This window comes from Saccharopolyspora aridisoli, assembly GCF_004348445.1.
Classification (GTDB): domain Bacteria; phylum Actinomycetota; class Actinomycetes; order Mycobacteriales; family Pseudonocardiaceae; genus Saccharopolyspora; species Saccharopolyspora aridisoli.
The window spans coordinates 34,530-55,720 of sequence record NZ_SMKV01000001.1 but is presented as its reverse complement, the minus strand read 5'-3'; the positions used below and the strand labels follow the sequence as shown (position 1 = coordinate 55,720).

Sequence of the window (21,191 nt, the reverse complement as noted above, 5' to 3'; positions counted from 1 at the left end):
AGGCTTGGTGCCATGCCGCTGCTCCACGCCGATTCTTCCGTCCTGCTGGTCGTGGACCTGCAGGAACGCCTCATGCCGGCCATCGCGGACGGCCCTGCCGTGCTGGACAGCAACGCGCGGCTGCTCCGCGCTGCGACGCGGCTGGGCGTCGATGTCCGGGCCAGCGAGCAGAACCCCGCAGGACTGGGCGCGACCGTCGGCGAGATCGCCGAGCTGCTGCCCCGGCCGGCCCAACCGAAGACGTCCTTCGCCGCCGGGTTCGATCCCGGACCCGGAACGGTCGTCGTGACCGGGTGCGAGACGCACGTCTGCGTGCTGCAGACGGTCCTGGCGCTGCTGGAACGCGGCCGGGACATCGCGGTGGTCGCCGACGCCGCCGGCAGTCGCGTCGAGTCCAACCACGATCGCGCGCTCGACCGGATGCGCGCCCACGGCGCCGACGTCGTGACCACCGAGATGGTGCTCTTCGAATGGCTGCACGACAGCGACAACCCCGCCTTCCGCGAGGTGCTGGAGCTGATCAAGTAGCGGCGTCAGTCCTGTTGAGGCAGGCCGAAGTCGCTGCGGGCGGCGAGTTCCGCGCGGGAGCGGATGCCCAGCTTCGCGTAGACGCGGGTGAGGTGGTACTGGACTGTTTTGCTGGACAGGAACAGTTCCGCCGCGACTTCCTTGTTCGACAGTCCGCGGGCGACCAGTCGCGTGACCGATTCCTCCTGCGGGGTCAGAGCGTCCGCGGTCGGTTCCGGCCGGGTTCGGTGCACACCACCGGCTTTGAGCTCGCGGTCGCAGCGCTCGACGTAGGTGGTGGCGCCCATGGCGGCGAAGCCGTCCCGGGCGGCGCTGAGCACGACGTCCGCGCGGGCGCGGCGTCGGAGGCGGCGCAACGTCTGGCCGTAGCTGAAGTTGATGCGGGCCTGGTCGTAGCGCATCGGCAGCGCGCTGATCAGCTCCAGCGCCTCGTCGAAGGACGCCGACGCGGACGCGACATCACCGCGGGCGCCGTGCAGGCGGCCGCGGGCCGCGGCGAGACGCGCGCGCATCGAGGCGTGGCCGCGCTTGGCGGCCAATTCCTCGTGCGGGACCAGGAACTCGCCGGCCTCGTCGAGGCGGCCTAGCAGGACCAGGGCGTGGGCGTACATGTCCTGCCAGGGCCAGTGGCCGGGTTCGTCGGTGCTGGCGCTGGGTGACGGTCTGGTCAGCGGGTACAGCGCGCGCAGCACGCCGTCGGAGTCGGCGCGGGCCTCGGCCGCGTGCGCTCGGGCGAGCTGGCTCGGGACGCGCATGATCTGGTAGTCGCCCGCGCCGGTCGCGCTCTTCAGCAGCACCTCCTCGGCCTCGGGGAACTCGCCGCGCAGCGCGTGCACCGCCGCAGCCGTCCACAGCAGGAGCGGGCCGGTCACCAGGATTCCGGTGCGCTCCTGCATGTCCATCGCTTCGCGCACGGTGGCGAGCGCCTCGTTCCACTCCCCGGTGAGGAACTGGACCCTGGCGAGCCAGGCGCGGGCCCACAACGAGATCCGTGCGGACCCGCCGAGGTAGGCGGTGGGGATGGAGCTCTCGAAGTCGACCCGGGCGTCGTCGACCCGGTCGGTGATCAGGTTGATCCAGCCGCGGGCCATGGTGGCGCGCTGCCACTGCGCACCGTGGCGCAGCCGGGCGGTGAGCGCGTCGTAGTGGTGCTGGCCCTGCGCCACGTTGCCGGTCGCGGCCAGGCCGAGCCCGCGGATGGCCTCGGCTTCGACCGCCGTCGGTGTGTTGGGGCCCGCCAGCTCGATGGCCCGATCCGCCCACAGGACCAGGTCGCGACCGTCGTACCGGCAGAGCGCGTCCAACACGTAGCGCTGGCAGATCAGCGCCGCGGTCTCGGGTTCGCGGTCGGTGTTGACGATGTCCCAGGCTCGCCGGAGCCTGCTGCCCGCTTCGGCCGCGCGACCTCGGACCATGGCGAGGTATCCGAGAACGGCGTCCCGCAGCGGAGTTTCGCGGATGCTCTCGACCTCGGGGATCAGGGCCGTGGCGCGGAAGACGTCGCCCGCGCCGATGAGCGCGTCGACCGCGCGGGTGATCAGCGCCTGCTGGTGCTGCGGGTCGTCGGTGAGCCGGCTCGCGTCGCTGAGCAGGGTGGCGGCGGTTCCCCAGGCTCCTTCGGCCGCGCGCTCACCAGCGAGGGCTTCGAGCCGACCTGCCACGTCGGCGTCCGGCACTGGACTGGCGGCGACCAGCAGTCGCACGGACCGGACCGGGTCGTCGACCAGCTCGGCGGCTCGGCGTTGCAGCGCGGCGCGTCTCGCCGGTCCGAGGACGGTGAGCACGGCGGCGCGCACCATCGGGTCGGGTGGGCTGACGTAGGTGAGTCCGCGCGGGGCCAGCGCCACGAGGCCGGCGGCTGTGGCTTCGTCCATCAGCGGCAGCGGTTCGCCATCGAGCTCCGCCAGGGACATGACGTTGCGGACCGGGGCGTCGTTTCCCAGCACGGCGGTGGCCTCGGCGAACCCGCGTGCGCTCGGTGTGCACGTCTCGAGGCCCTCACGCACGAGGGCCTGGACCGCGGCGGGCGCGGGGAGGGTGGGTTCGAACTGCGACCAGGTGGCGCGGGGGAGCTCGGTGAGCAGCTGCACAGCCGGTCGCGGCCTGCCGAGGGTGTGTCGCCGCAGGCGTTCGGCCATCGACGGGTGCAGCGCGACTCCCCGCGCGGCGGCCAGCTCGCTGATCTGCGCGGCGTCCAGCGGCGGGATGCGTGGTGCGTCGGTCGCGATGCGCGGCAGCAGGTCCAGGACCTCCGCGGACGCCCGCCGATCGCCGGAGGTGGAGGTCGCCACCACCCGCAGCGCGGCTTCCGGGTGGTGGCGCTGGGCCGAGGCGAGGGCGCGCAGCGAGTCGAGGTCGCCGAACTGCGCGTCGTGGATCACCAGCACCGTGCGCGGTGCGAGTCGTGCGACGAGTTCGGCTGCCGTGACCAGCGGGTTGGACGTCGGCAGACCGGGGAAGAGCTGGTCCAGCAGGGTTCCGGTCTGCTCCGCCTCCCACTCCGCTGCCGTGGCGCGCAGGACCGGTCCGTCGTGACGGCGCGCGAGGTGTTCGGCGAGCGTGGAGCTGCCGATCCCGGGCGGCCCGCTGAGCAGCACGAAACGGCTCTGGCCGGTCTGGAGGGTCTGCTCCAGACCGGCCACGAGCTCTGACCGCCCGATCAGCGGCTGCGCTGGTCGTGTCACGTCCACCTCGTCGTTGGTCCCAGGTCCGGGGCCGCCGGTGCGTCCACGGTGACTCATCGCGTCGGCGGCGGTCGAGTCACGCTGCTGGGACTCTCCCCGATCGCCCGTCCCGATCGCCCGTCCCCGGTTCGCCGGCACCGGGAACGGGCGCGGGAGGGCCTAGGCCGGGTTCGGGCTGCCGACCGCGGCCGCGGCCAGCGGCCGTTCCGCCTCGTCCTCGTCGCGCGAGCGGGGGACGAGCAAGGTCACCACCGCCGCACCGGCCGCGACGGCGGCGAACAGGTAGAACGCCGTGGTGCCGCCGAGACCCGCTCCCACGAGGAGGCCGCCGACGACGGGTCCGACGATGCCACCGATCCTGCCGAAGCCCGCGCACCACGCGACACCGGCCGCGCGCGCCCTGGTCGGGTAGTAGTTCGACACCAGACCGTAGATGAGCACCTGAGTGCCGATCGTGCCGATCCCGGCCACGGCGACCGCGAACAGCAGCACGATCAGCGGGAGTTCCATCGGGAGCAGCGCGAGGGTGCACGCCGCGAGGACGAACGTCGTGGCGACCACGCGCTTGGCCCCGGCTCGGTCAGCCCACAGCGACGCGAACAAGCCGCCCACGATGGCGCCGAGGTTCAACACGAGCAGGAACGCCAGCGAGTACGTCTTGTCGTAGCCGTTGTTGGCCATGATCTGCGGCAGCCAGGTGTTGAGCCCGTAGGTCAGCAGGAGACCTGCGAAGCTCATCAGGCCCAGCAGCGCCGTCGGCCACGCGAGGTCCTTCGACGCCAGCGCGGGGAATCCCGAGCGGGTGGTGGCCGCCGGCGCCACCGGCTCGGCGCGCAGCTCGATCCCGGTGCGCTCGGCGAGCGCCTTCGCCTGCTCGAACCTGCCGCGCGAGGCGAGCCACTTCGGTGATTCCGGCAGCTTCACCACCGCCAGCGGCAGCACGAGCACGATCGGCAGGGCACCGATCCAGAACAGCCCGCGCCAGCCGACCACGTCATCGAGCACCAGGGCGAGCAGACCGGCCAGCACGCCACCGGCGGGCACTCCGCTGTAGACGATGGCGTTGAGCCTGTTCCGCCGCCCGGGATCGGCGAATTCCGCCACCAGCGGTCCTACCGTCGCCACCAGCGCACCGACACCGATACCGGTGAAGAAGCGCCCGATGCCGAAGGCGGCGACGTTCTGGGTGAGCGCGGTCGCGCCCATCCCGATGGAGAACCAGGCGAGGTTGATCAGCATGATGCGGCGGCGGCCGATCAGGTCGCCGAGGGAGCCCGCGACCAGCGCGCCCACGAGGACTCCGATGAGCGCGTAGCTGCCGAGGGTGCCCGCCTGGCCGGGCGTGATCGCCCCGAGCTGGGTCGGGTCCTTGAGCAGGGTGGGCAGGACGGTGCCGTAGACGACGAGGTCGTACCCGTCGAACACCAGCACGATGGTGGACAGGGCCACGACCCAGGAGACGGTTCGTTGGCGCCGACGCATCGTTGAGTCGGTTTCGGACATGAGGAGCTCCCGATTCGTCGGAGGAGGAAGAGCGGCCTGTTCAGGCCGAACCGGCGGCGCGCAGCCGCACGTGCGAGAGGGGGCGGAAGCGCTCCTCGCCGCCGCCCCGACCGGCGTCAACCGAGGTCGCCGCCTGCGACCGGCAGGACGCTGCCGGTGATGTAGGACGCCTCGTCGGAGGCGAGGAAGGCGATCGCCGCGGCCTGCTCGTCCAGCGTGCCGTAGCGCTTCATCAGCGAGGTGCTCACGGTCTGGTCGATGTGGGCCTGGAACCAGGCGCGTTCCTCGTCCGTCTCCAGCGCGGACCCTCCGCGCGAGATCCGCCGAGGTGGCGCCTCCGTCCCGCCGGGAGCCGTGGCGACCACGCGGATGCCCGAGTCAGCGCACTCCAGGGCCAGCGACGCGGTGACAGCGTTGATGCCGCCCTTGGCCGCCGAGTACGGGATGCGGTGGACGCCGCGCGTGGCGGCGGACGAGACGTTGACGATCACACCGGTGCCGCGCTCGCTCATCGAGGGCAGCACTGCTCGGCAGGTGAACAGCGTCGTCAGCAGCGACCGGCGCAGCTCGGCCTCGATCTGCTCCGGGGTGAACTCGGTGAACGGCTTGAACCAGATCGCACCCCCGACGTTGTTGATCAGCACGTCGACGCGGCCGTGGCGAGCGATCGCCGCGTCCACCACCGCTTGCGCGCCTTCCCAGGTCTCCAGGTCGGCGACCACGGGCACGCCCGCCAGCTCCCGGGCCAGGTCCTCGACGAGCGCCGACCGGTCGGCGAGCACGAGATCGCCGCCCTCGGCCGCGACCCGGCGGGCGGTCCACTCCCCGATGCCCTGGGCCGAGCCGGTCACGACGACGACCTTGCCGTCGAAGCGTCCCGGGGTGATGAACCGCGGCCGCTTCGCCGGCTCGGCGTCGGCAATGGCCCGCCGCGTGGTGACCTTCGAACGATCCGCGTGCTCGGCGATCAGCTGGCGAGCGGTCGTGCGGTCTCCCGCCTCGAAGGCGCTGACGATGTCGAGGTGGTCCTGCGCGCAGCGCGGGTGGCACCAGGTCGCGTTGCGCAGCGTCGTCTCCATGTAGCCCTTCACGCCGAGCGCGCGGTAGGCCTGCAGGAGGTGCTCGTTGCCGGTGAGGGTGAACAGGTAGTCGTGGAAGGCCGCGTTGGTCTCGGTGTACTCGGCGGCGTCCACGAACCGGTCGCCCTCGACGTAGGGCACGGCGGACTCGGCGAGCAGCCGGTAGCCCGCCAGCTGCTGCGAGGTGAGCCTGCCGATGGTGAGTTCGAGCGCGCCCAGTTCCAGCGCCTGGCGGGCCTCGAACACCGCGTCCGACTCGTGCACCGACGGGTGCTCCTCGCCGATCTCGTACCCGCCGGGCGCGGGTGCGGACAGCGGTTCGAGGTCGGTCTGCGGGGACAGCAACTCCTGCCCGGCGATGGATCGGGCCTCGGCGTTGTCGATCAGCGCCGCACCGGGATCGAGGGCACGGCTACCGCTGCCGGTGCCCTGCCAGATCCGCTGCCCGGCGATCTGGCTCGCGGTGACCGTCTCCTCCCCCGCCGACCGCGCGAACCCGGCGTGCAGAGGCGGGATCGAGACGTCCGGGAAGAGGTCTTGCCCGGCGACCTCCCGGCTCCCACCGGGGCACCCGCCCGGAGCGAGCTCAGGTCCGGGTTCGGGTTCCACCTGGGCGGATGGTCCCGGTTCCGGTCCCGGCTCGGGCTCCTCAGCGGGTTCGGGCGCCGGTTCCGGAGTCCCGGTGGCGGCGAGGGCGAACTTCTCGTAGTAGAAGCCGGTCGGCTCGAACCCGCCGTCGGCGAAGTGCTCGCGCACCGCCTCCACCATCGGCGGAGGTCCGCACAGGTACACCGCGACGTCGCCGCCGTGCAGGTGCTCGTCCTGGATCAGCTTGGTGACGTAGCCCTTGTTGGGCGCTGCGCTGTCCGGATCGGCGACGCAGTAGTCCCAGGTGAGGTTGTCGATGTCGGCCGCGAGCTCGTTCACCGCGTCGGTCTCGACGAGGTCGTCGTCGGTCGTCACGCCGTAGATCAGGTGCGCGGGGCGCTTCGACCCGCACGCCCGCATCGTGCGCAGGATCGACAGGATCGGCGCGAGCCCGGTGCCACCGGCCAGCAGCAGCACCGGGCGGTCGGTCTCGCGCAGGAAGAAGCTCCCGTGCGGGCCGGTGAACGACAACTCGTCGCCGGGCTTCGCGCGCTCGGTGAGGTACTCCGACATCACCCCGCCCGGGGTGATCTTGACCAGGAAGCTCAGGTGCTCCTCGTCGGGAGCGCTGCTGAAGGAGTACGACCGCGTCTGGTCGGTGCCGGGCACCGCGATGTTGACGTACTGGCCGGGCAGGAACGCGAGCTTGTCGCGGTCCGGCGTCTTCAGCGTGACCGACACCGTGGTCGGCGAGAGCCGTTCGAGCGCGGTGAGCGTCGCGGGGTAGGTCGCCGCCTGCGTCTTGGCCACGGCCGAGGTGCTCGCGATGCGCAAGACCAGGTCCGACTTCGGGGACATGCTGCACGGCAGCACGTAGCCGCGCTCGGCCTCGTCGGAGGTCAGCGCGTCGTCGATGTAGGTCCCGCCGTCGTACTCACCGGACTCGCAGAACGCCTTGCACGTGCCGCAGGCGCCGTCCCGGCAGTCCAGCGGGATGTTGATGCGCTGCCGGTAGGACGCGTCGGCCACGGTCTGGTCGGGAGCGCACGTGATGAACCGGGTGACACCGTCCTCGAAGGACAGCGCGACTTGGTGGGTCATGGCCGCCTCGCTCAGATGTGGTACACGTCGACGACGTGGTGGATGTAGTCGTTCTTGAGCACCACGGTCTTCCGGCGGATCAGCGGCGCCGGGCCGGAGAAGTCGATGGTGTAGAACGACGTCCCGTAGTAGGGGTCCACGGTCTTGTACCGGAAGTACATGGTGTGCCAGTTGAAGCGCACGTCCACGATGTCGCCGCGGCGCTCGATCAGCTCGACGTTGCTGATGTTGTGGCTGGTGCGCGGTTCCGGGATCGAGGTGGCGCTGGAGCGCTCGGTGCGGATGCGGAACACCCGGTCCTCCAGGCCGCCCTTGTTCGGGTAGTAGATCAACGAGATGTCGGTCTGCGGATCTTCGGTGAGCAGGTCGTCGTCGCCCCACGAGGGCATCCAGTAGACGACGTCGTCGGCGTAGCACTCCAGCCACTTCTCGAACTCGCGGTCGTCGAGGTAGCGGGCTTCGCGGTAGAGGAACTGCTCGATGTCCTGCTGGGTGATCGGCTTTCCGGTGGTGGTGGCGGTGGCGTCGGCGTGGACGGTCATCGGGAACTCTCCTGGCGCAGAGGGGGTCACTGGGATTCGGCGGCGCGTTCGGCGGCGATGGCGGCCTGCATGGTCTGCTGCCAGTAGCCGTGCTGAACCGGGTAGAGGCCCTCGTCCTCGTTCTTCTTGCCCGCCGAGATCACGCCCGGCATGTCGAGGGCCTCGGCGACCTCGTCGGGACCGGTGAGCCAGTGCTCGGCACCGCGGCTCATGTCGTTCCACGGAGCGGCGCTGGCGCGGAAGGTGAGCTGGCAGGAGCGGAACTCCTCCAGGTCGTCGGGAGTGGCCATGCCGGAGGCGTTGAAGAAGTCCTCGTACTGGCGGATCCGCCAGGCCCGCGCCTCGGCGCTCTCGCCCTTGGGGGCGATGCAGTAGATGGTGACCTCGGTCTTGTCCGGCGCGATCGGCCGGAAGTGCCTGATCTGCGTGGAGAACTGGTCCATCAGGTACACGTTGGGGTACAGGCACAGGTTGCGGGAGCCGCGAACCATGAACTCGCCCTTGGCCTCGCCGAACTGCTCCTTGAGCTCGTCCATGCGGTCCCACAGGGGACGGTCCTGCGGGTTGCCGGCCCACGTCCACAGGCACAGGTGGCCGTTCGGGTAGGACCAGTAGCCACCGCCGGACTTGCCCCAGCTGCCCGCGTCGAGGGTCTTGGTGCTGTTCTTGGACTCGCCCGTGCCGCGCCGGGCGGTGGTCGCCGCGTAGTTCCAGTGCGTGGCGGTGACGTGGTAGCCGTCGGCGCCGTTCTCGGCCTGCACCTTCCAGTTGCCGTCGAAGGTGTAGGTCGACGCGCCGCGCAGCACCTCCAGCCCGTCCGGGGACTGGTCGACGAGCATGTCGATGACCTTGGTGGTGTCGCCCAGGTGCTCGCTCAGCGGCGCCACGTCAGGGTTGAGGCTGCCGAACAGGAAGCCGCGGTAGGAGTCGAAGCGGGCGACCTTGGTCATGTCGTGCGAGCCGCCGGTGTCGAACGAGTCCGGGTAGCCGGCGCCGTCGGGGTCCTTGACCTTGAGCAGCTTGCCGTCGTTGCGGAACGTCCAGCCGTGGAACGGGCACGTCAGCGTGCTCCGGTTGTCGGCCTTGCGGCGGCAGATCATCGCACCGCGGTGAGCGCAGGCGTTGATCAGGCAGTGCAGCTCGCCGTCCTTGTCGCGGGTGATCACCACGGGCTGGCGGCCGATGTAGGTCGTGAAGTAGTCACCCGGGTTCGGCAGCTGGCTCTCGTGGGCGAGGTAGATCCAGTTCCCCTCGAAGATGTGCTTCATCTCGAGTTCGAAGATCTCCTCGTCGGTGAAGATGCGGCGATTGGCCCGGTACACCCCGGCCTCGCGGTCTTCTACGACAGCGTCTGCGACGACGGCGGACACGTGGTTCAGCATCTCGGTCATGGATCCTCCAACGGCCCAGATCGACTTTGATCGGCCCAGCGGCGACACCTGGCCGCGGTGGCATGACTGGGAACCATGACACCTCGTGGTAGCGGTCACACCAGGCAAATACCCAGACCTGGCTTAGGGTGCTGTTCATCCACGCTGTTTATCAATCGAGCACAACCAAGTCTTTGTCTTCGATGAGAGCGTTCCTTACCGTGAGGAAGGTCGGTGACGAGGACGAGGGAGGAGGCCCGCCGTGGAGCTTCGCCACCTGCGCTACTTCGTCACCGTGGCTGAGACGTGCCACTTCGGACGCGCCGCCGAGCAGCTGCACATCGCCCAGCCCGCGCTCTCGCACACCGTCCGCCAGCTCGAGGACGAGCTCGGCGTCGCACTGCTGGCCCGCACGACCCGGCAGGTCCGGGTGACCCCGGCAGGCGAGTTCTTCCTGGGCGAGGCCCAGCGCGTGCTCTCCGCCGTGGACGCCGGGGTGCGCGGGGTGCAGCGCATCGGAGAGGGGAAGCTCGGGCTCGTGCGGGTCGGGTTCACCGGCACGGCCGCGTTCTCCCACCTGCCGCACCTCGCCCGGGCGCTGGCCCAGCGCGTTCCGCAGGTCGAGCTGGAAGTGCACCCCGAACTCCTCACCGCCGAGCAGTGCGAGCAACTGCGCGACGGTTCGCTGGGCATCGGCGTGCTCCGGCCGCCGGTGACTGGTGACGACATCGACTACCGCGTGATCGAGGTGGAGCCGCTGGTGCTGGCGGTGCCGGCAGACCACCGGCTGGCGGTCGAGCCCGTGGTGGCCACGACCGATCTGCGAACCGAGCCGCTGGTGACCTACGACGGGCGCAACTCCGTCGTGCACGCGGCGGTGCTGCGCAGCTGCCGGGACGCCGGGTTCACCCCGGACCAGCAGCACCAGGCCCCGGGCACCGCAGCACTGCTCGCGCTCGTCGCGGGCGGTCTGGGCGTCGGGGTCGTTCCGGCTTCGGCGCGCTCGTTGCCGCTGGCCGGAGTGGTGTTCCGGGACCTCGCCGGTGCGGCGACCGTCGAGCTGGCGCTGGCCTGGCACCGCGAAACGAGCTCACCCCTGGTCAACACCGTCCTCGCCGAACTGGAGGACGTCTTCCCGTCCGCACGACCACCAGCAGAGGCCGGTTCATGAAGATCACCCAGGTGGAAGCGATCCCGTTCGCCATCCCGTACCGCAAGCCGCTGCGCTTCGCCTCCGGCGAGGTGCACGCCGCCGAGCACGTGCTGGTGCGGGTGCACACCGACGACGGGATCGTCGGCGTTGCCGAGGCTCCGCCCCGGCCGTTCACCTACGGCGAGACCCAGGCCGGCATCGTCGCCGTCATCGACTCGATCTTCGCTCCGCAGCTGGTGGGCCTGAGCCTGCTGGAACGCGAGACCGCGCACGCCCGGCTCGGGCGCACCGTGGGGAACCCGACCGCGAAGTCGGCCATCGACATGGCGATCTGGGACGCGCTCGGCCGCGGCCTCGACGTGTCGGTGACCGAGTTGCTCGGCGGCTTCACCGACCGGATGCGGGTGTCGCACATGCTCGGCTTCGACGAGCCGGCCGCGATGCTGGCCGAGGCCGAGAAGATGCGCGACAGCTACGGAATCACGACGTTCAAGGTCAAGGTCGGTCGCCGCCCGGTGTTCCTGGACACCGCCGTGGTGCGCGCGCTGCGCGAAGGGCTCGGCGACTCCGTAGAGCTCTACGTCGACGGGAACCGGGGCTGGACGGCCGCCGAGTCCGCGCGCGCCATGAAGGAGATGGCCGACCTCGACCTGCTCTTCGCCGAGGAGCTGTGCCCGGCCGACGACGTTCTCGGACGGCGCTGGCTGGTGCAGCAGCTCGACGTGCCGTTCATCGCCGACGAATCCGCCGTCTCCCCCGCGGACGTCACCCGCGAGATCCTCGGCGGCTCGGCCACGGCCGTGAGCATCAAGACCGCGCGGACCGGGTTCACCCGCTCCCAGCGCACCCACCACCTGGCCGAAGGGCTCGGGCTGGAGGTCGTGATGGGCAACCAGATCGACGGCCAGCTCGGTTCCCTGTGCAGCGTGGCCTTCGGCGCCGCCTACTCGCTGACCTCCCGCCGGGCCGGCGAGTTGTCCAACTTCCTGGACATGAGCGACGACCTGCTGGCCGAGCCGCTGCGCATCAGCGACGGTGAGCTCACCGTCCGACCCGGCGCCGGTCTCGGCGCCGAACTCGATCCCGACAAGCTCCGGCACTACCGCCAGGACTCCTGACCCACCACGAATCGAGGAGGATCCCATGACCACCGCTTCTGACTCGGCCACCGCCGCCGCTTCCGGCGCCAACGCGACCGAGCGGTTCAAGAGCGACAAGCTGGTCGGCGTGGAGGGCACGCCGCCCGAGCGCGTCAGCACGCTCGCCCGCGAGGTGCTGGAGGCCGTCCACGAGACGATCCGCAAGCACAAGGTGACCTACGACGAGTACAACGCCCTCAAGGCGTGGCTGATCAGCGTCGGCGAGGACGGCGAGTGGCCGCTGTTCCTCGACGTCTGGGTCGAGCACGTCGTCGAGGAGGTCGCCACCGAACACCGCGAGGGCAACAAGGGCACCATCGAGGGGCCGTACTACGTCCCGGACGCCCCCGAACAGGGCGCCAGCGGAGCGGTCCCGATGCGGGACGACGAGCCGGGCACGCCGCTGACCTGGACCGGGAAGGTCACCTCCACCCACGGCTCCGCGCTGGCGGGGGCGAAGGTGGAGCTGTGGCACGCCGACGCCGACGGCTACTACTCGCAGTTCGCGCCGAACCTCCCGGAGTGGAACCTGCGCGCGTCGTTCACCACCGACGCCGACGGGAACTTCGAGATCCGCACGGTCCGCCCGGCTCCCTACCAGATCCCCACCGACGGGGCCTGCGGCAAGCTCATCTCCGCCGCCGGCTGGCACGCGTGGCGCCCGGCGCACCTGCACGTCAAGGTGTCGGCACCGGGCCACGAGCTGCTGACGGCGCAGCTGTACTTCCCCGGCGACGAGCACAACGACGACGACATCGCCTCGGCCGTCAAGCCCGAGCTGATGCTCGCCCCGAAGCCGGCCCCCGGCGGCGAGACCATCGAGTACGGCTTCGTCCTCGACCCCGCCTGACCGATCAGTCCACAGGAGACAGACTCGTGCTCTACCACATCCGCATGGACGTGAACCTCCCGCCGGACCTCGATCCGGAGGAGCGCGCCGACCTCCTCTCGCGGGAGAAGGAGTACAGCCAGGAGCTCCAGCGCGAAGGCAAGTGGCCGCACCTGTGGCGGATCGCGGGCGAGTACGCGAACGTCTCGGTCGTCGACCTCGCCGACCACGACGAGCTGCACTCCGTGCTGTCCGGGCTTCCGCTGTTCCCGTACATGAACATCGAGGTCACGCCCCTGGCAGTGCACCCGAACAAGATCGACGGCTGAGGTCCCTGTTGAGCAGTCGCCATGCGTGGCGGTGCGGGTAGCGGAACCTCGATCGGTCTTCTGACAACGGCTCCCGCAGCACACCTCAACAGCTCTCAGCAGGACTCCACCGATGCCGGGTGTCCGTTGTGGACGCCCGGCATCTCCTCTGCCCGAGGGGGACTCGTGACCAGCACGCTCGACGACGTCGACACCGAGAAGCCGGTCCACCAGGAACGGTTCGAACGCCCCACCCCTGCCGGGCCGCGCCAGGTGCTGCGGGATCTGAGCGGGGCGTCGGTCGCGGGCGGGGTGGTCGGTCTCGTCTTCTCGGCCACCGGCCCGATCGCCGTGATCCTCTCGGCGGGCACCCACGGCGGTCTCAGCTCGGCGCAGCTGGCGTCGTGGGTGTTCGGGGTGTTCTTCCTCAACGGCATCCTCACCGCCATCGCGTCCTGGGTCTACCGGCAGCCGCTGGCGTTCTTCTGGACCATCCCGGGCACCGTGGTGGTCGGCGCGTCGCTGAACCACCTGAGCTGGCCGGAGGTCCTGGGCGCCTTCGTCGTGACCGCGCTGCTGATCCTCGCGATCGGCCTCACGGGCTGGGTGCGCACGATCATGGCCGCCTTGCCGATGCCGATCGTGATGGCGATGGTGGCCGGGGTGTTCCTCCGTTTCGGGCTCGACCTCGTCACCGCGACCGGGTCGGACGTGAGCGTCGCCCTACCGATGATCGCGGTCTTCGCGCTGCTGAGCGCAATTCCCCGCGCGGGACGGCTGGTGCCGCCGATCCTCGGCGCACTGGCCGCCGGTGCCCTCGCCGTCGGCGCGTCGGGCCGGTTCGCCCTGGACAGCACGGGATGGCTCGCCCAGCCGATGCTGCAGACCCCGGAGTTCTCCTGGCGGGCGATCACCGAGCTCGTCGTGCCGCTGGCGATCACGGTCCTGGTGGTCCAGAACGGCCAGGGCACAGCGGTTCTCAAGCAGGCAGGTCACAACCCGCCGACGAACGTGGCAGCGGTCCTGTGCGGGCTCTGGTCGTTGCCGGCCGCCGCGGTCGGCGCGGTCTCGACCTGCCTCACCGGCCCGACCAACGCGCTCCTGGTCGCCTCCACCGAACGCTCCCGCCAATACACGGCGGGCATCGTGTGCGGGCTCGGCGCGATCGTCGTCGGCATGTTCGCCCCGGCGTTCGTCAGCTCCATGCTGGCCACACCCCCGGCGTTCATCGCCGTGCTGGGAGGCCTGGCCATGCTCCGCGCCTTGCAGGGCGCCTTCGTCACGGCGTTCAGCACGAACTTCACCCTAGGCGCCCTGCTCGCCTTCCTCGTCACCGTCTCAGGCGTGAGCCCGCTGAACATCAACTCCGCGTTCTGGGGCCTGCTCGCAGGAGTCCTCGTCGCCCTAGCCCTCGAACGACAAGACTTCACCCCGCGCAATCCCTGACCGACGACCCCGTCAGACCAGGACGGCGAACAAGCCCCCGACAACAGCCGCACCCACTGCCGAACCGACCACGACCTGCGCGGTCGTGTGGTCACCAAGCCTCACCCGCGACCACGAGATCGCCGCGACGACGACTGATGACAGCAACCACGCCGGGCCGTGCAGAACCACCATCACCACCGCTGCACCGGCGGCCACGGTGGCGTGCAAGGACACCTTCCACCAGACGGTGATCGCCCCGGTCACGAGCAACGCCGCGACCATCGTGATGTCCAGCGCCACCAGCATCCACGGCGCGCCCAGAACGACGAGCAGCACCAAACCGACGCTGCTCAGCAGGATCAGGGTGAGGAAGGGCACGAGCCTGCCCTTCCGGTCTCGGACATGATGCCCGTCCCACCGCCCCGAACGCGCACCCCACACGATCACCGCCATCGGCAGCACGCTGCTGGTCAGCGCCACCAGCAGTCCCCATCCCAGCGCCGGCCCCACCGAACGGGTCGCCTGCCACGCCGCGGCCAACGGCAACACCGTCACGACCACGGATGGCGCCAACACCTCGGTGAGCGCACGCGCGACCCGATCAACCCACGTCCAGCGCGCGAGTTCGCCCACTGCTTGCAACTCGGTTCGCATCTCCGCCCAGTTCTCCGAAGCAGCACCCAGGCCAGATGTTGCCTGACCGGACGCAGCGTCTCCCATCGTGTCGTCTTCTCCCACGAGCACTCGCATCACGGCACGCGGTGGCCTGCTGCTTGGAGGAGGCCGTACCACTCGCCTCGGGTGAGCCGGATGTCCGAGCCCGCGGCGGCATCGGTGATGCGCTGCGGGGTGGTGGTGCCGAGGACCACCTGCATGCCGGCCGGGTGGCGGGTGATCCACGCCGTGGCAATCGCGATGGGCTTGACGCCGTACTTGGCAGCCAGCTCGTCGAGCATCGCGTTGAGCTGCGGGAACTCCTCGTCTCCCAGGAAGACCCCGCCCTGGGCGCCCCTCTGGAACGGCGACCACGCCTGGACGGTGATCCCGTTGGTGCGGCAGTGATCCACCAGACCACCGCCGTCGCGGGTGAGGGCATCGTCGACGGCCATGTTGGCGGTCAAGCCCTGCGCGATGATCGTCGCGTGCGTCACCGACAACTGCACCTGGTTGGCCACGATCGGCTGCCGCACGGCGGTCTTCAGCAGGTCGATCTGCCGCGGCGTGTGGTTGGAGACACCGAAGCTCCGCACCTTGCCCGCGGCTTCGAGCTCGTCGAAGGCCCGCGCCACCTCTTCCGGCTCGACCAGCGCGTCCGGGCGGTGCAGCAGCAGCACGTCCACGTGCTCCGTGCCCAACGCGCGCAGCGATTCCTCCACGGAGGACACGATGTGCTCGTAGGACGAGTCGTAGTGCCACTGCTCGTCCACGATGCTCGTCTTCGTCTGCAACGTGATCTGCTCGCGCTCCGCGGCGGGGAGCCCCAACGCCTCGTTGAACCTCCGCTCGCAGTGGTGCGTGCCGCCTCCCGGGTGCCGGAAGCCGTAGAGGTCCGCGTGATCGAAGAAGTCGATCCCGGCCTCGCGAGCCGTGGTGTAGAGCTCGCGGATCTGCTCATCGGTCTTGTCCGCGATCCGCATCATCCCGGAGATGACGTTGGGGGCATGAGCACCGGTCGTTCCGAACGGAACAGTCCGCATAGGTCGTTTCCCAATCAGTAAGCGTCAGCAGGAGCCCGGACGCGCCCGAGGCAGCAACGGAGATTCTTCAGGAACGCACTGCGGTTCGGCCAGGCCGCACACCTGTTCCACCCGTCCCGAGGGCTGGATGGAGGGTCTATCGGCCCTACCCGTGCCGTGGCGGGCTCGGCATGGTGGCCCTAACAGACCCCGCCGACCGCCGGAGGACTCCATGCTTCGACGACATGAAAACCGCATTCTCGGCGAGATGGAACGGCAGCTGCGCACCGACGATCCCGCGCTGGCCGGTGTGTTGACCCACCCCCGGACCCGGTTCCGCGACTGGGGGACCACGCGCAGAGCGCTGGGGTTCACGACGGTGGGTCTGTCCCTGCTGTGCCTCGCGCTCGGCGAGGGCGCGGCCTTCTTCACCACCGCAGCGCTGGCCGCAGCGCTGATCCTGCTCAGCCAATGGTCCGTCCGAACCGATTGAGGGCCTCGACCGATCGCGCTCAGCGCGGGGTTCGAGGTGCGCGGCGGAGGTCGGCGGCACTCGTGATGTTGCGAACCATCCCACCGAACACGAGACCGTGGAACGGGTAGATCACCGCCCAGTACAGCTGTCCCGCCAACCCGTGCGGTTCGAACACCGCGCGCTGCCGGTACACCGCGCCGCCATCGTCAGCGGGTTGCACACCGAGCTCCAGCCAGGCGCGACCGGGTACCTTCATCTCCGCTCGCAACCGCAGCAGCCTGGGGCGGTCGACGTGTTCGACCCGCCACCAGTCCAGCGCTTCCCCCGCGTGCAGCCGATGCGGGTCCCGACGTCCTCGCCGCAGCCCCGCCCCACCGACCAACCGGTCGACCCACCCGCGCACCGACCACGCCAGTGGGAACGAGTACCAGCCGTTCTCACCGCCGATCGACTCGATGACCTCCCACAACGCCTCCACCGACGCGGCCGTGCGCTGCTCCCGCACGTCCTGCCGCACGCTGCCACCGGTCCACTCCGGGTCGCTGGGCAGCAGGTCCGACGGCGCGGTCGGCCCGGTGGCGTCCGACCACCGCGTGGGCACCTCGGCTCTGCGCATCCGCGCCAGCGCGAGCTCCACCGCACGTTCGTAGCTGGTCAGGCCGCCCTCGGGGTCGCCGATGTGGTTGGCCACCGCGTGGTCGCGGCAGACGACCTCGTGCACCAGCGATTCGATCAGCGGCACGGCGATCGCCTTCGGCACGGGGGTGACGAGGTTGACCCACTGCGCCGACAGCCACGGCGTCAGCACCGGCACCGGGAGCACCACCCGCCGCGGCAGACGGGCGACCACCGCGTACCGGTGCATCATGTCCAGGTACGTCAGGACGTCCGGGCCACCGATGTCGAACGCACCACTGGTCTCCGCTGGGATCCCGGCAGCGCGCACGAGGTAGTGGAGCACGTCGCGCACCGCGATCGGCTGGATCCGGTTGTGCACCCAGCGGGGCGTGACCATCGCCGGAAGCCGATCCGACAGGTACCGCAGCATCTCGAAGCTCGCCGACCCGGAACCGATGATCACCGCCGCCCGCAGCACGATCGTCGGCACACCCGAGTCCGAGAACACCCGGCCGACCTCGGTCCGCGACGCCAGGTGCGGCGACAGCTCCCCCTCCCCCGGCACGATCCCGCCCAGGTAGACGATCCGTCCGATGCCCGCCTCCCGCGCGGCGTCGGCGACGGTGCGCGCGGCAGCGCGATCCAGCGCGACGAAGTCCCGGCTGGTCAGCGAGTGCACCAGGTAGTAGACGACCTGCTGGTCCGACAGCGCCCGCGCGACGCTCCCCGGATCGGAGACATCGCCCTGCACCACCTCCACCTGGTCGCGCCACCGCATGTCGTCGAGCTTCTCCGGGGAGCGGGCGAACACCCGCACCCGGTGCCCGGCATCGAGCAGCTCGGGCACCAACCGCCCACCGATGTAACCCGTAGCACCCATGACCACGCACCGCATACCGCGATGGTTCCCCGAACCGAGGCGCTCCGCAGAGCCATCCCCGACGCACCGCGGTGCGCAGGCGGGTCCTGCCCGAACGATTCGGGCATGCTGTTCAACCTGCACGATCGAAACCCGTGAGGTGCCTTCCGATGACCGTCGCCGTCGCCCTGTTCACCCGTGACCTGCGGGTGCACGACAACCCGGTGCTGCACGCCGCGGCGACCTGCGCGGACCGGGTGATCCCGGTGTTCGTCCTCGACCCCGCGATCATCAAGACGGGGTTCGCCGGGCCCAACCGAGCCGACTTCCTCGCCCGCAGCCTGGCCGACCTGGACGACGCCCTGCGCGAACGGGGTGCCGCGCTGGTCGTCCGGCGCGGCGATCCGTTGCAGGAGCTGGCGGAACTGGTCGCCGAGCACGACGTCACCGACGTCCACCTGGCCGCCGACGTCAGCGGTCAGGCGCAGCGCAGGCAGGGAGCGCTGGTCGGGGAGCTCGACGTCGGGGTGCACCTGCACGACGCGTCGATCACCACCGTGGCGCCCGGAGCGGTCACCCCGTCCGGAGGCGGCGCGCACTTCGCGGTGTTCACCCCGTACCTGCGGCGCTGGCAGGAAACCGGTCAGCGGTCACCACTGCCCCCACCGGACCGGGTGCGCATGCCCGACGTCGACCCGGGAAAGGTCCCGGAGGCCGCTGAGATCAGCTTCGGCGACCCGGCCGAGGACCTGGTCCGAGGTGGTGAGCGCAACGGCCGGAGCATGCTGTCGGCATGGGCTGATGAGCTGGTCGACGACTACTCGTCCGGGCACGACGACCTCGCCGGGGATCGCACCTCGCGCCTGTCGCCCCACTTGCACTTCGGCACGCTCTCGCCGACCGAGGTGGTACAGCGGGTGGGTACCCGCACTCGGGGTGCGCAGGAGTTCGTCCGGCAGGTGGCGTGGCGGGACTTCCACCACCAGGTGCTTGCCGCGAACCCGCGCACCTCGACCGAGGACTACCGCCCTCGCGGCGACGACTGGCGCGACGCGCCGGAGGAGCTGCGCGCCTGGAAGGAAGGGCGCACCGGGTATCCGATCGTGGACGCGGGCATGCGCCAGCTGCTGCGGGAAGGCTGGATGCACAACCGCGCCCGGGTGATCACCGCGAGCTTCCTGACCAAGACGCTGCACCACGACTGGCGGGCCGGTGCGCGGCACTTCCTGTGGCACCTGGTGGACGGGGACGTGGCGAACAACCAGATGAACTGGCAGTGGGTGGCCGGAACCGGCACGGACACCCGGCCCAACCGGGTGCTCAACCCGCTGCGCCAGGCCGAGCGCTACGACCCGCGCGGGGACTACGTGCGGCGGTACGTGCCGGAACTGCGCGGCATCGACGGCCCCGCGGTGCACGCGCCGTGGGAGCTCCCCGCCGACCAACGCCGCGCGCTGTCGTATCCGGAACCGATCGTCGACCTGGACTTCGGGCGCCGCCGCTTCCTGGACGCCCGCAAGGCCGACTGAGGTTCCAGGATCGCCGCTGACCTGGGCCGCGCACCCGCATGGGCGGGCGAGGCCGTTGCTGAACACGCACGAGTTGGTATGTCCGCTTAGGGTGGATCAGATGCGGGAAGCGTTCCACGGCGAGCTCGTGGCACTCGGCGAGCAGCTGGCCGCGATGGCCGGCCAGGCGGCCGAGGCCATGCGCCTCGCCACACAAGCGGTGACCACGGGCGACGTGTCGCTGGCCGAGCAAGTGCTCACCGCCGATGCCGAGCTCGATGCCGCTCGCAACACCTGCGAGGACCACGCCCAGCGGCTGCTAGCGCTGCAATCACCCGTTGCCGGTGATCTGCGCACCGTCCTGGCCGTCCTGTACTGCGGGGTGAAGGTCGAGCGGATGGGTGATCTCGCCGCCCACGTCGCGGGTCTGGTCCGCTACAGCCATCCGGACCCGGTGGTCCACGAGGAGGTCGCCGACACCGTGGACGCCCTCGGTGAGGTGACCGTGACCATGGCCGGTTCTCTCCAGGAGCTGGTCCGAGGGTCAGGCCCCGCCGACTTCACCTGGCTGAGCGGCACCGACGACGAGGTCGACGCTCTGAGCAGCCGGCTGGACGCCGCGGTGCGCAGCGAGAGCTGGCCCCACGGCGTGGCCGCGGCGATCCACCTCGCGCTGCTCGCCCGGTTCTACGAGCGCTTCGCGGATCAGGCCGTGTCCGTGGCCCGCCGCCTCGAATTCGCCACGACCGGCGCCATGCCGGACTGAAGCGGGCCTGGGCGTCTCAGGGCCGCCGGGCGCCGCGAGCGTGTTGCCCGGTGCGAACGGCGTACCGGCGTTCGGCGTAGGCGAGGTCGTCCCGCCAGAGCCTGCGCGCGACCCGCGCCATGGCCGGTCGCAGCAGCGTCGCCGCGTTCCTGGCGAGCAGGAAGCCCGTCCTGCCCGAGGTCGCGACGACGGCTTCGACGACCTGCGTCAGCGGACGCCCATCGGCCGTGCTCCCCACCGGTGTGGCGTGCGTTTCGACCACGCTGCCCGCGCCCTCTCCGGAGACGATGCGCATGAGCACGGTCCTCGCTTCAGGGCAGGTGAACTCGGCGAGGACGGGAACGCCGAGGCGTCCCGCCACGCGGAAGGTGACCTCGACGAGGTAGCGGTCCTCGACGGGTCCCGCGCCGTCGACCGGCGGGGTTTCCAGGACGCGGAGCCGGGTGAACGAGTAGGGGTGGAACCACGACCCGTGCCAGGGATCGAGGCGGTTGGCGACCACATCGGCCGGTTCGCAGACGCCGGTCGCGGTCATGACCGCGTCGATGCTGCGGCGCGCCACCGGACGCGCGGCGATCACCGGCTCGTCGAGCGGTTGCTCATCGCCCGCTGTGTCGAGCCGGACCCAGGCGAGGACGCCGTCGTCGTGGCTGGGCAAGGGTTTCCAACCGGGGCGTCCGCGCTCCCCCAGGCGCATGCCGTGCCACCGGCACACGAGAGCTCCGCAGTGCACGGCGGCCTCGCTCAGCGGGGCTCCGAGGTGCGGGCACGCACCGGGCCCGACCTGCAGCAGGCCCGACCGATCGCGCCAGGCCACGAGTTCGGTTCCCGCGACGTGAAAACCCAGCGGCCGGTCGGCGCGAACCTGGCGGCTGCCGGCGAAGACGTACCAGTTGCCGCCGGATCGGCGCTCGGCACGGGCGAGCGCGGCCCGGATGATGCGCGGCTCAGCCTCGGGGTAGGTCGGTTGCTGCTCGGCCCACGCAGCCCTGGGAACGGGTTGCAGGGGCCACCTCTCGGGCCACTGGTCGAGGATG

General features: G+C 70.6%; 18 protein-coding genes. 9 read left to right on the top strand and 9 right to left on the bottom strand.

What is annotated here, in order from left to right; genetic code table 11:
• Positions 1 to 12: 12 nt before the first annotated feature.
• On the top strand, positions 13 to 528 hold the full coding sequence (locus E1161_RS00270) for an isochorismatase family protein (protein ID WP_132618279.1): 516 nt from the start codon (positions 13 to 15) through the stop codon (positions 526 to 528).
• A 5-nt stretch (positions 529 to 533) separates the two neighbouring features.
• Here the strand turns inward: E1161_RS00270 and E1161_RS00265 are convergent, their stop codons facing one another.
• The 5 genes from E1161_RS00265 to benA form a co-directional block, all read right to left on the bottom strand.
• Complete coding sequence (locus tag E1161_RS00265; protein ID WP_235874671.1) at positions 534 to 3,212, bottom strand: helix-turn-helix transcriptional regulator; 2,679 nt, start codon at positions 3,210 to 3,212, stop codon at positions 534 to 536.
• A 159-nt stretch (positions 3,213 to 3,371) separates the two neighbouring features.
• Positions 3,372 to 4,715, bottom strand: a complete 1,344-nt coding sequence (locus E1161_RS00260; protein ID WP_132618275.1) for an MFS transporter — start codon at positions 4,713 to 4,715, stop codon at positions 3,372 to 3,374.
• A gap of 116 nt (positions 4,716 to 4,831) precedes the next feature.
• Entirely contained in the window at positions 4,832 to 7,483 is a 2,652-nt protein-coding gene (benC, locus tag E1161_RS00255; protein ID WP_132618273.1) for a benzoate 1,2-dioxygenase electron transfer component BenC, read from the bottom strand.
• Between the two features lie 11 nt (positions 7,484 to 7,494).
• Positions 7,495 to 8,025, bottom strand: a complete 531-nt coding sequence (gene benB, locus E1161_RS00250) for a benzoate 1,2-dioxygenase small subunit (protein ID WP_132618271.1) — start codon at positions 8,023 to 8,025, stop codon at positions 7,495 to 7,497.
• Positions 8,026 to 8,051: 26 nt separating this feature from the next.
• Positions 8,052 to 9,416, bottom strand: a complete 1,365-nt coding sequence (gene benA, locus E1161_RS00245) for a benzoate 1,2-dioxygenase large subunit (RefSeq protein ID WP_132618269.1) — start codon at positions 9,414 to 9,416, stop codon at positions 8,052 to 8,054.
• A 241-nt stretch (positions 9,417 to 9,657) separates the two neighbouring features.
• Between benA and E1161_RS00240 the strand changes: the two genes are divergently transcribed.
• The 5 genes from E1161_RS00240 to E1161_RS00220 all read left to right on the top strand — a co-directional run bounded on the left by E1161_RS00240 (position 9,658) and on the right by E1161_RS00220 (position 14,270).
• A complete protein-coding gene (locus E1161_RS00240; RefSeq protein ID WP_132618267.1) occupies positions 9,658 to 10,566 on the top strand; it encodes a LysR substrate-binding domain-containing protein in 909 nt (302 codons plus the stop codon).
• Positions 10,563 to 11,666, top strand: coding sequence for a mandelate racemase/muconate lactonizing enzyme family protein (locus tag E1161_RS00235; protein ID WP_132618265.1), 1,104 nt, complete (start codon positions 10,563 to 10,565; stop codon positions 11,664 to 11,666). The genes E1161_RS00240 and E1161_RS00235 overlap by 4 nt, the downstream gene beginning before the upstream one ends.
• A gap of 25 nt (positions 11,667 to 11,691) precedes the next feature.
• The gene (catA, locus tag E1161_RS00230; RefSeq protein ID WP_132618263.1) at positions 11,692 to 12,537 is read left to right on the top strand and encodes a catechol 1,2-dioxygenase; all 846 of its coding nucleotides are present in this window, start codon (positions 11,692 to 11,694) and stop codon (positions 12,535 to 12,537) included.
• Positions 12,538 to 12,563: 26 nt separating this feature from the next.
• On the top strand, positions 12,564 to 12,845 hold the full coding sequence (gene catC / locus E1161_RS00225; RefSeq protein WP_132618261.1) for a muconolactone Delta-isomerase: 282 nt from the start codon (positions 12,564 to 12,566) through the stop codon (positions 12,843 to 12,845).
• A 165-nt stretch (positions 12,846 to 13,010) separates the two neighbouring features.
• Positions 13,011 to 14,270, top strand: a complete 1,260-nt coding sequence (locus tag E1161_RS00220) for a benzoate/H(+) symporter BenE family transporter (RefSeq protein WP_235874670.1) — start codon at positions 13,011 to 13,013, stop codon at positions 14,268 to 14,270.
• A gap of 12 nt (positions 14,271 to 14,282) precedes the next feature.
• Here E1161_RS00220 and E1161_RS00215 read toward each other — a convergent pair whose 3' ends face one another.
• Complete coding sequence (locus tag E1161_RS00215) at positions 14,283 to 14,906, bottom strand: phosphatase PAP2 family protein (protein ID WP_132618257.1); 624 nt, start codon at positions 14,904 to 14,906, stop codon at positions 14,283 to 14,285.
• A 95-nt stretch (positions 14,907 to 15,001) separates the two neighbouring features.
• Entirely contained in the window at positions 15,002 to 15,949 is a 948-nt protein-coding gene (locus tag E1161_RS00210) for an aldo/keto reductase (protein WP_132618255.1), read from the bottom strand.
• 127 nt (positions 15,950 to 16,076) lie between these two features.
• Here E1161_RS00210 and E1161_RS00205 point away from each other — a divergent pair, with 127 nt between their 5' ends.
• Positions 16,077 to 16,421: a DUF3040 domain-containing protein gene (locus E1161_RS00205; RefSeq protein ID WP_328591193.1), complete on the top strand. Its 345-nt coding sequence runs from the start codon at positions 16,077 to 16,079 to the stop codon at positions 16,419 to 16,421.
• Positions 16,422 to 16,440: 19 nt separating this feature from the next.
• On the opposite strand, the gene E1161_RS00200 is transcribed toward E1161_RS00205, so the two are convergent.
• Complete coding sequence (locus E1161_RS00200; protein WP_132618251.1) at positions 16,441 to 17,916, bottom strand: SDR family oxidoreductase; 1,476 nt, start codon at positions 17,914 to 17,916, stop codon at positions 16,441 to 16,443.
• Positions 17,917 to 18,050: 134 nt separating this feature from the next.
• Between E1161_RS00200 and E1161_RS00195 the strand changes: the two genes are divergently transcribed.
• The gene (locus E1161_RS00195; protein WP_132618249.1) at positions 18,051 to 19,409 is read left to right on the top strand and encodes a cryptochrome/photolyase family protein; all 1,359 of its coding nucleotides are present in this window, start codon (positions 18,051 to 18,053) and stop codon (positions 19,407 to 19,409) included.
• A 100-nt stretch (positions 19,410 to 19,509) separates the two neighbouring features.
• The gene (locus E1161_RS00190) at positions 19,510 to 20,154 is read left to right on the top strand and encodes a phosphate signaling complex PhoU family protein (protein WP_132618247.1); all 645 of its coding nucleotides are present in this window, start codon (positions 19,510 to 19,512) and stop codon (positions 20,152 to 20,154) included.
• A 16-nt stretch (positions 20,155 to 20,170) separates the two neighbouring features.
• On the opposite strand, the gene E1161_RS00185 is transcribed toward E1161_RS00190, so the two are convergent.
• Positions 20,171 to 21,190 (bottom strand): DUF5914 domain-containing protein, encoded by a 1,020-nt coding sequence (locus E1161_RS00185; protein WP_207920038.1) that lies wholly within the window; start codon positions 21,188 to 21,190, stop codon positions 20,171 to 20,173.
• Between the last annotated feature and the right edge of the window lies 1 nt (position 21,191).

Bases quoted from the DNA above. Each gene is read 5' to 3' on its own strand.
- E1161_RS00210 (WP_132618255.1), bottom strand. From the start codon at position 15,949: ATGCGGACTGTTCCGTTCGGAACGACCGGTGCTCATGCCCCCAACGTC.
- benA (WP_132618269.1), bottom strand. From the start codon at position 9,416: ATGACCGAGATGCTGAACCACGTGTCCGCCGTCGTCGCAGACGCTGTC.
- benB (WP_132618271.1), bottom strand. From the start codon at position 8,025: ATGACCGTCCACGCCGACGCCACCGCCACCACCACCGGAAAGCCGATC.
- benC (WP_132618273.1), bottom strand. From the start codon at position 7,483: ATGACCCACCAAGTCGCGCTGTCCTTCGAGGACGGTGTCACCCGGTTC.
- E1161_RS00260 (WP_132618275.1), bottom strand. From the start codon at position 4,715: ATGTCCGAAACCGACTCAACGATGCGTCGGCGCCAACGAACCGTCTCC.
- E1161_RS00215 (WP_132618257.1), bottom strand. From the start codon at position 14,906: ATGCGAACCGAGTTGCAAGCAGTGGGCGAACTCGCGCGCTGGACGTGG.
- E1161_RS00190 (WP_132618247.1), top strand. From the start codon at position 19,510: ATGCGGGAAGCGTTCCACGGCGAGCTCGTGGCACTCGGCGAGCAGCTG.
- E1161_RS00205 (WP_328591193.1), top strand. From the start codon at position 16,077: ATGGAGGGTCTATCGGCCCTACCCGTGCCGTGGCGGGCTCGGCATGGT.
- E1161_RS00270 (WP_132618279.1), top strand. From the start codon at position 13: ATGCCGCTGCTCCACGCCGATTCTTCCGTCCTGCTGGTCGTGGACCTG.
- E1161_RS00195 (WP_132618249.1), top strand. From the start codon at position 18,051: ATGACCGTCGCCGTCGCCCTGTTCACCCGTGACCTGCGGGTGCACGAC.
- E1161_RS00235 (WP_132618265.1), top strand. From the start codon at position 10,563: ATGAAGATCACCCAGGTGGAAGCGATCCCGTTCGCCATCCCGTACCGC.
- catA (WP_132618263.1), top strand. From the start codon at position 11,692: ATGACCACCGCTTCTGACTCGGCCACCGCCGCCGCTTCCGGCGCCAAC.
- E1161_RS00200 (WP_132618251.1), bottom strand. From the start codon at position 17,916: ATGCGGTGCGTGGTCATGGGTGCTACGGGTTACATCGGTGGGCGGTTG.